The sequence below is a fragment of the Streptomyces amritsarensis genome (assembly GCF_001953875.1).
Lineage (GTDB): Bacteria > Actinomycetota > Actinomycetes > Streptomycetales > Streptomycetaceae > Streptomyces > Streptomyces amritsarensis.
The window spans coordinates 1-6700 of record NZ_MQUR01000171.1 but is presented as its reverse complement, the minus strand read 5'-3'; the positions used below and the strand labels follow the sequence as shown (position 1 = coordinate 6700).

General features: G+C 69.5%; 8 protein-coding genes. 1 reads left to right on the top strand and 7 read right to left on the bottom strand.

From position 1 onward, the window contains the following. Window positions 1–61: 61 nt before the first annotated feature. Window positions 62–2587 carry an ATP-dependent Clp protease ATP-binding subunit gene (locus AVW11_RS34960; protein WP_060176979.1) on the bottom strand — a complete coding sequence of 842 codons (2526 nt, stop codon included), beginning with the start codon at window positions 2585–2587 and terminating at the stop codon, window positions 62–64. A gap of 461 nt (window positions 2588–3048) precedes the next feature. On the opposite strand from AVW11_RS34960, the gene AVW11_RS34955 reads away from it, so the two are divergent. Continuing rightward, a complete protein-coding gene (locus tag AVW11_RS34955) occupies window positions 3049–3633 on the top strand; it encodes an SCO3374 family protein (protein WP_030846112.1) in 585 nt (194 codons plus the stop codon). On the opposite strand, the gene AVW11_RS34950 is transcribed toward AVW11_RS34955, so the two are convergent. The 6 genes from AVW11_RS34950 to AVW11_RS34930 all read right to left on the bottom strand — a co-directional run bounded on the left by AVW11_RS34950 (window position 3612) and on the right by AVW11_RS34930 (window position 6423). After that, a complete protein-coding gene (locus AVW11_RS34950) occupies window positions 3612–3947 on the bottom strand; it encodes a histone-like nucleoid-structuring protein Lsr2 (protein WP_030027396.1) in 336 nt (111 codons plus the stop codon). The two genes, AVW11_RS34955 and AVW11_RS34950, sit on opposite strands and share 22 nt — an antisense overlap. A 165-nt stretch (window positions 3948–4112) precedes the next feature. Then, window positions 4113–4643 carry an amino-acid N-acetyltransferase gene (locus AVW11_RS34945; RefSeq protein ID WP_030846109.1) on the bottom strand — a complete coding sequence of 177 codons (531 nt, stop codon included), beginning with the start codon at window positions 4641–4643 and terminating at the stop codon, window positions 4113–4115. An 11-nt stretch (window positions 4644–4654) separates the two neighbouring features. Beyond that, window positions 4655–5200 carry a BlaI/MecI/CopY family transcriptional regulator gene (locus tag AVW11_RS38835; protein WP_076047034.1) on the bottom strand — a complete coding sequence of 182 codons (546 nt, stop codon included), beginning with the start codon at window positions 5198–5200 and terminating at the stop codon, window positions 4655–4657. 113 nt (window positions 5201–5313) lie between these two features. Then, window positions 5314–5481 (bottom strand): hypothetical protein, encoded by a 168-nt coding sequence (locus tag AVW11_RS37945; RefSeq protein WP_030027391.1) that lies wholly within the window; start codon window positions 5479–5481, stop codon window positions 5314–5316. 87 nt (window positions 5482–5568) lie between these two features. Next, window positions 5569–6153: a hypothetical protein gene (locus tag AVW11_RS34935; protein WP_076047033.1), complete on the bottom strand. Its 585-nt coding sequence runs from the start codon at window positions 6151–6153 to the stop codon at window positions 5569–5571. Between the two features lie 84 nt (window positions 6154–6237). After that, on the bottom strand, window positions 6238–6423 hold the full coding sequence (locus AVW11_RS34930) for a DUF397 domain-containing protein (RefSeq protein ID WP_030817586.1): 186 nt from the start codon (window positions 6421–6423) through the stop codon (window positions 6238–6240). Between the last annotated feature and the right edge of the window lie 277 nt (window positions 6424–6700).

Genomic DNA, 6700 nt, shown 5'->3' with positions numbered 1-6700 from the left:
CGGCCCCGGAACCGTTCGGTTCCGGGGCCGCCCCTTTGCGGTGCGTCGCCGCACCTACGCGTTACGCGCCCTTCGACAGGTCCGGGCCGGAGCCCGTGGCCTCGATCGGCGGGAGGTCGGGCAGGGCCGACTTCTCCTCACCGCGGAAGGTGAACTTGGCTTCCTCGCCCTCACCCTCCTTGCCGACGACCACGATGTGACCGGGACGCAGCTCGCCGAAGAGGATCTTCTCCGACAGCACGTCCTCGATCTCGCGCTGGATGGTCCGGCGCAGCGGCCGGGCACCCAGGATCGGGTCGTAGCCGCGCTTGGCGAGCAGGAGCTTGGCGTCGCCGCTCAGCTCGATGCCCATGTCGCGGTCCTTGAGGCGCTCGTCGACCTTCGCGATCATCAGGTCGACGATCTGGATGATGTCTTCCTCGGTGAGCTGGTGGAAGACGACCGTGTCGTCGACACGGTTCAGGAACTCGGGCCGGAAGTGCTGCTTGAGCTCTTCGTTGACCTTCGCCTTCATCCGGTCGTAGCCGGTCTTCGTGTCGCCCTGCGCCGCGAAGCCCAGGTTGAAGCCCTTCGAGATGTCCCGGGTGCCCAGGTTGGTCGTCATGATGATGACCGTGTTCTTGAAGTCCACGACCCGGCCCTGGGAGTCGGTCAGGCGGCCGTCCTCCAGGATCTGGAGAAGGGAATTGAAGATATCCGGGTGGGCCTTCTCGACCTCGTCGAAGAGGACGACGGAGAACGGCTTCCGGCGCACCTTCTCGGTGAGCTGGCCGCCCTCTTCGTAGCCCACGTAACCGGGGGGCGAACCGAAGAGGCGGGAAACCGTGTGCTTCTCGCTGAACTCCGACATGTCGAGGGAGATCAGCGCGTCCTCGTCGCCGAAGAGGAATTCGGCGAGCGTCTTGGAGAGCTCGGTCTTACCGACACCGGACGGACCGGCGAAGATGAACGAGCCACCCGGACGCTTCGGGTCCTTCAGACCCGCACGGGTACGGCGGATCGCCTGGGAGAGCGCCCTGATGGCGTCCTTCTGGCCGATGACGCGACGGTGGAGCTCGTCCTCCATGCGGAGCAGTCGCGAGGACTCCTCCTCGGTGAGCTTGAAGACGGGAATGCCGGTCGCGGTCGCGAGGACCTCGGCGATGAGCTCGCCGTCGACCTCGGCGACGACGTCCATGTCGCCGGCCTTCCATTCCTTCTCGCGCTTGGTCTTCGCCGCGAGCAGCTGCTTCTCCTTGTCACGGAGAGAAGCCGCCTTCTCGAAGTCCTGGGAGTCGATGGCCGACTCCTTGTCCCGGCGCACGGCCGCGATCTTCTCGTCGAACTCACGGAGGTCCGGCGGCGCGGTCATCCGGCGGATGCGCATCCGGGAGCCGGCCTCGTCGATCAGGTCGATCGCCTTGTCCGGCAGGAAGCGGTCCGAGATGTAGCGGTCCGCCAGCGTCGCCGCCTGGACGAGGGCCTCGTCCGTGATGGAGACGCGGTGGTGGGCCTCGTAGCGGTCGCGCAGGCCCTTGAGGATCTCGATCGTGTGGGGGAGGGAAGGCTCCGCCACCTGGATCGGCTGGAAGCGGCGCTCAAGGGCCGCGTCCTTCTCGAGGTGCTTGCGGTACTCGTCGAGCGTCGTGGCACCGATGGTCTGCAGCTCACCACGGGCCAGCATGGGCTTGAGGATGCTGGCGGCGTCGATCGCGCCCTCGGCGGCACCCGCACCCACGAGGGTGTGGAGCTCGTCGATGAACAGGATGATGTCGCCGCGGGTGCGGATCTCCTTGAGCACCTTCTTCAGGCGCTCCTCGAAGTCACCGCGGTAGCGGGAACCGGCGACCAGGGCGCCGAGGTCAAGCGTGTAGAGGTGCTTGTCCTTGAGGGTCTCGGGGACCTCGCCCTTGACGATCGCCTGCGCCAGGCCCTCGACGACGGCGGTCTTGCCGACGCCGGGCTCGCCGATGAGGACCGGGTTGTTCTTGGTACGGCGGGACAGCACCTGCATGACCCGCTCGATCTCCTTCTCGCGCCCGATGACCGGGTCGAGCTTGGATTCGCGGGCAGCCTGGGTGAGGTTGCGGCCGAACTGGTCCAGGACGAGCGAGGTCGAGGGCGTGCCCTCGGCCGGGCCGCCGGCCGTGGCCGACTCCTTGCCCCCGCCGGTGTAGCCGGAGAGCAGCTGGATGACCTGCTGCCGGACTCGGTTGAGATCGGCGCCCAGCTTCACGAGGACCTGGGCCGCGACGCCCTCGCCCTCGCGGATCAGGCCGAGCAGGATGTGCTCGGTGCCGATGTAGTTGTGGCCGAGCTGGAGGGCCTCTCGGAGCGAAAGCTCCAGGACCTTCTTCGCCCGCGGAGTGAAGGGGATGTGGCCGGACGGGGCCTGCTGCCCCTGACCGATGATCTCCTCAACCTGCTGGCGAACAGCCTCGAGCGAAATCCCGAGGCTCTCCAGGGCCTTAGCGGCGACACCCTCACCCTCGTGGATCAAGCCCAGGAGGATGTGCTCGGTGCCGATGTAGTTGTGGTTGAGCATCCGGGCTTCTTCCTGAGCCAGGACGACAACCCGCCGCGCGCGGTCGGTGAACCTCTCGAACATCGTTTATCGCTCCTCAGAGCGGTCGGGCAGTTCGGGGTCGGTCCCCGCCCTGTCCTTCCGCATGCTAGTCCCGCGGGGCGGGACAGCTCATTCCAACTGCCGACATCCGTCCACGGCTCACCCCTGCATCAGCGGGAAAACCGGCTCGAAGAGCCGACAACTGCTCCAACTCGATGGTGCGAGACGATGTTCCCGCAGGCCAGGCAGATACCCGTCATGCGTGTACGCCGACGGCGAACGGAAGCCGGTCAAAACAGCGTGTCGCCCCGATCCACTAGGAATGTCTTACCCGTAAGGGCTGACACTCCATGCCGGTGACACCGGTTCCCTCCGCTGAGGGCGAACACAGTTCCGTCTCGAATGTGGGACTGCACCGCGCGGATGTTTACGTTCCGCACATCTGCGAGTGCACAACGTCACCCTCACCGTAACCCCGAAGCGTTTCTGCAGTTGCTCCGGGCATGGCCGCAACCGTCCTGCCGACCGTCCCGCCGCCCCGCGTCCCGCCCGAGGAGGGCGCGTACGCCGCCTGGTACGGGAGGGTGCTCGGCTGGACCGTCACGGGCGGGCCGCCGGCCCAGCTCGCGACCGGCATCGGCTTCGACGTGCTGGAGCTGCCGTCGGACGCGGGGACGGCGCTGTTGCGCCGGCCTGTCGCCACGGGTCCGGTCGCCCTGATGGGGCGCCGGATGCGGTTCCTGGTGGCCCCGGGTGGCGCAGAGGAGCTCGACGGGCTGCTCGACTGGCTGGAGTGGGGCGGGGTCGCCCTGGATCTGACCGCCCTGGGTGCGGGCGGGCGGATCACCGCCCCGGCTCCTCCGGGGCAGCCCCCGGGAGAAAGCCCCCGGGGGGCCGCCGTGTGGCTGCGACCCCCCGAGCAGGGGTGTGAGGCGCTGCTGCCGGCCCTGCCCGGTCCCGGGCGGACCGCAGGGCCCGCTCGCAGGCCCGACCTCGTACGCCTGGTCGCGGCGGCGGCGACGGAATGCCACCGGGCGCGCCTGGGCCGGCGTACGAACGGGGTCCGTCAGCCCTTGGCCTTCTCGTAGGCCTCGCGGATCTCGGCCGGGACGCGGCCGCGGTCGTTGACGTTGTAGCCGTTCTCCTTGGCCCAGGCGCGGATCTCGGCCGTGTCCGGGTTGCCGGTCGCCGCGGCGCGGCCCTTGGCGCGGGCCGCGGTGGCACGGCCACCGGTGCGGCGGCCGCCCTTGGTGTACGGGTCGAGCAGACCGCGGAGCTTTTCAGCGTTGGCGGTGGTGAGGTCGATCTCGTAGGTCTTGCCATCCAGAGCGAACGTCACCGTCTCGTCCGCCTCGCCGCCGTCGAGGTCGTCGACAAGAAGGACCTGAACCTTCTGTGCCACCGGGATTTCCTTTCATCGAAAAGCAGTACGCGGAAAGGAAACCGCTTTTGCCTGGAAAACACAAACCCCCCGGGAGAGGTTCAGGACCGCAACGAGGCGGGAAACGTGCGCGATTCGGACATAGGCCACAGGTGCGCGGAGCGCCGGAAAAGCTGGGGCCATCGATCAGAGGTGCAGAAGCATCCGACTGTTGCCCAAGGTGTTCGGCTTCACTCGTTCGAGACCGAGGAACTCGGCGACGCCCTCGTCATAGGAACGCAAGAGCTCCATGTAGACATCGGTGTCGACCGGGGTCTCGCCGATCTCGACGAAGCCGTGCTTCGCGAAGAACTCGACTTCGAAGGTCAGGCAGAAAACCCGGCTCACCCCCAGCGCGCGGGCCGTGCTCAACAACTGCTCGAGCACCCGATGGCCGACGCCGGCGCCCTTCAAGCCGCGGTCGACGGCGAGAGTGCGCACTTCGGCCAGGTCTTCCCACATCACGTGGAGTGCACCACAGCCCACCACCTGTGCATCATCGGCGCGTTCCGCGACCCAGAACTCCTGGATGTCCTCGTAAAGGACGACAGGTGCTTTGTCGAGCAGGATCCGCTGCTGCACGTACTGGTCGAGGAGGCGGCGCAGCGCGGGAACATCGCGTGTGCGGGCGCGGCGGATCGTCACTGTTTCTGCATGTGCAGAGGAAAACTCTCCCATGGCTGCGGACGCTATCGCCCCGGCGGCCTCGGGGGCTCGGCGGACTCGGCGGACCCGTCTTGGGCTTCCGGTGGCGAGGGGTGTTCCGCGGCCTGTTCGGCGGCGGGTTCCGAGCGGGGTTCCGAGCGGGGTTCCGAGCGGGGTTCCGAGCGGGGTTCCGAGCGGGGTTCCGCCGGGGCTTCGCCGGCGGACTCGTCGTCGTGCTGGACGACGCGCACGGCGTCCCGGAGTGCTTCGCGCTGTTCCGCGGACATCATGCCGAAGAAGGCGACGAGAGCGGCGGCGGGGTTGTCGCTCGTCGACCAGGCTTCGTTCATCAGTGCGGCCGAGTAGGCGGCGCGGGTGGAGACCGCCGTATATCGATAGGCGCGGCCTTCGGCTTCCCGGCGGACCCAGCCCTTCTGATGGAGATTGTCCATAACGGTCATGACCGTGGTGTACGCGATGGACCGTTCCTGCTGGAGGTCTTCCAGGACTTCCCGAACGGTGACCGGGCGGTTCCACTGCCACACCCGCGTCATCACGGCGTCTTCGAGTTCTCCCAAGGGGCGAGGCACAACAGCACGATAGTGCGGGTTGTGCGGAATTGCCCGACTATTCACTCGGCAACGCGCGGCAAAAAACGGCCGCACGGCCTGTGCGGCCGCGCGCCCGTGCGGAGGCCCTGCCCCTAGTTCTGCTGCTGGCGGGCGGCTTCGGCCCGGGCGATCACGGCGTCGACCGCCGCGTCCTCCTTGGACTTGTTGGAGCCGCCCTGGCTCTTCACGATCGTCACGACGAGGGCGATGAAGAACGCGGCCATCACGAAGGGGGGCACGAGCGCGGAGACGTAGTCCATGCCCCCAGCGTAGCCACACGCAGCCGGGCCGGTCCGGGTGGGTGAGGGGTGCGTCCCCGCCCGTCACCCGGACCTGCCGGGGCGTGCTCACATGACGGCGAGCCCGGACGCCGGGGGCGGGGTGGGCTTGCGGCGCGGCGGGAAGACCTCGCCGGGGGTCGGGACCGGCCGTTCGGGGCGCGGGCGCTCTTTGGGTGCGGGCGCCGGCCGCGGCGGCTCCTCACGGCCGCCCGCCAGCGTCAGCAGGCGGGTGCGGGGCGCCTGGGCCATGGTCAGGCGCCGCCGTACGGAGCGCTCCGCGACGGCCCGGGCCCGCTCCAGCAGCGCCGCGGCGGCGGGATTGGCCCGCAGCGCGCGCAGGGCGGCGAGGTCGTCGGGGGTCGGCTCGTAGCCGGCTGCGAGGGCCTGCCGGAGCAGTTCGAGGTAGCCGGAGAGGCTGCCGGGCAGGGCGCCCCGGTAGCGGGCCAGATCGTCCAGGACGAAGGCTCTGAGCCGGCCCGCCTCCCGGACCGCTTCGTCCACTGCCTGCGCGAGGCGCAGGCAGTCCTGGGCCTCCTCGGCCGCCAGGGGGGCCGAGGAGGGCTGAAGGGCGTGGGCGAGCGAACGCCTGAGCACGTGCAGCTCAGCAGCGCTGAACGCCATGCCGCCGCGGGATCCGTAGGGCGTGGGCATGAGGCCGAAGATACGCGCTAATCGGACAAAATCCCCTGAAGAGGGGCGGGTGCGGCGCGGCGTGGCCGGACGCCGGCACCGGCCTCAGCCGGTCTCCTTGACCGCGCGCAGGAAGTCCGCCCAGGCGGCCTGGGTCGTGGCCAGGACCAGGTGGGCGGGGTCGACGCGGTCGGCGACCTTCACGAGGGCTCCGGGGGTGACGGCGACATAGACGCAGGCGTCGCCGTCGCCGCAGAACGAGGACTTCCGCCACGCGGGCTGAGCGGTCATGGTGTCTCCTCCGGGCACGGTGGCCGGTAATTGCGGTCAAAGGACGGTAACTCCGCGGTCGGCCCTCACCGGCGACTTTCACGCAATTCGGCGTTTCGCCGCTGCCCGGCGGGGGTGCGGATGGTACGGCCGCCGGGGCCCGCCGGCGGCGAGGCCCGGCCGACCGGCGCGGGCGCGGCCGGCAGCGGCGGGAATCCGGCCGACTACGTCGGGGCCCGCCCGGCGGCTGGGGCGGCCGGCTGCCGCGGGGGCGTCCGGCAGCGGCGGGGCCGGCCGG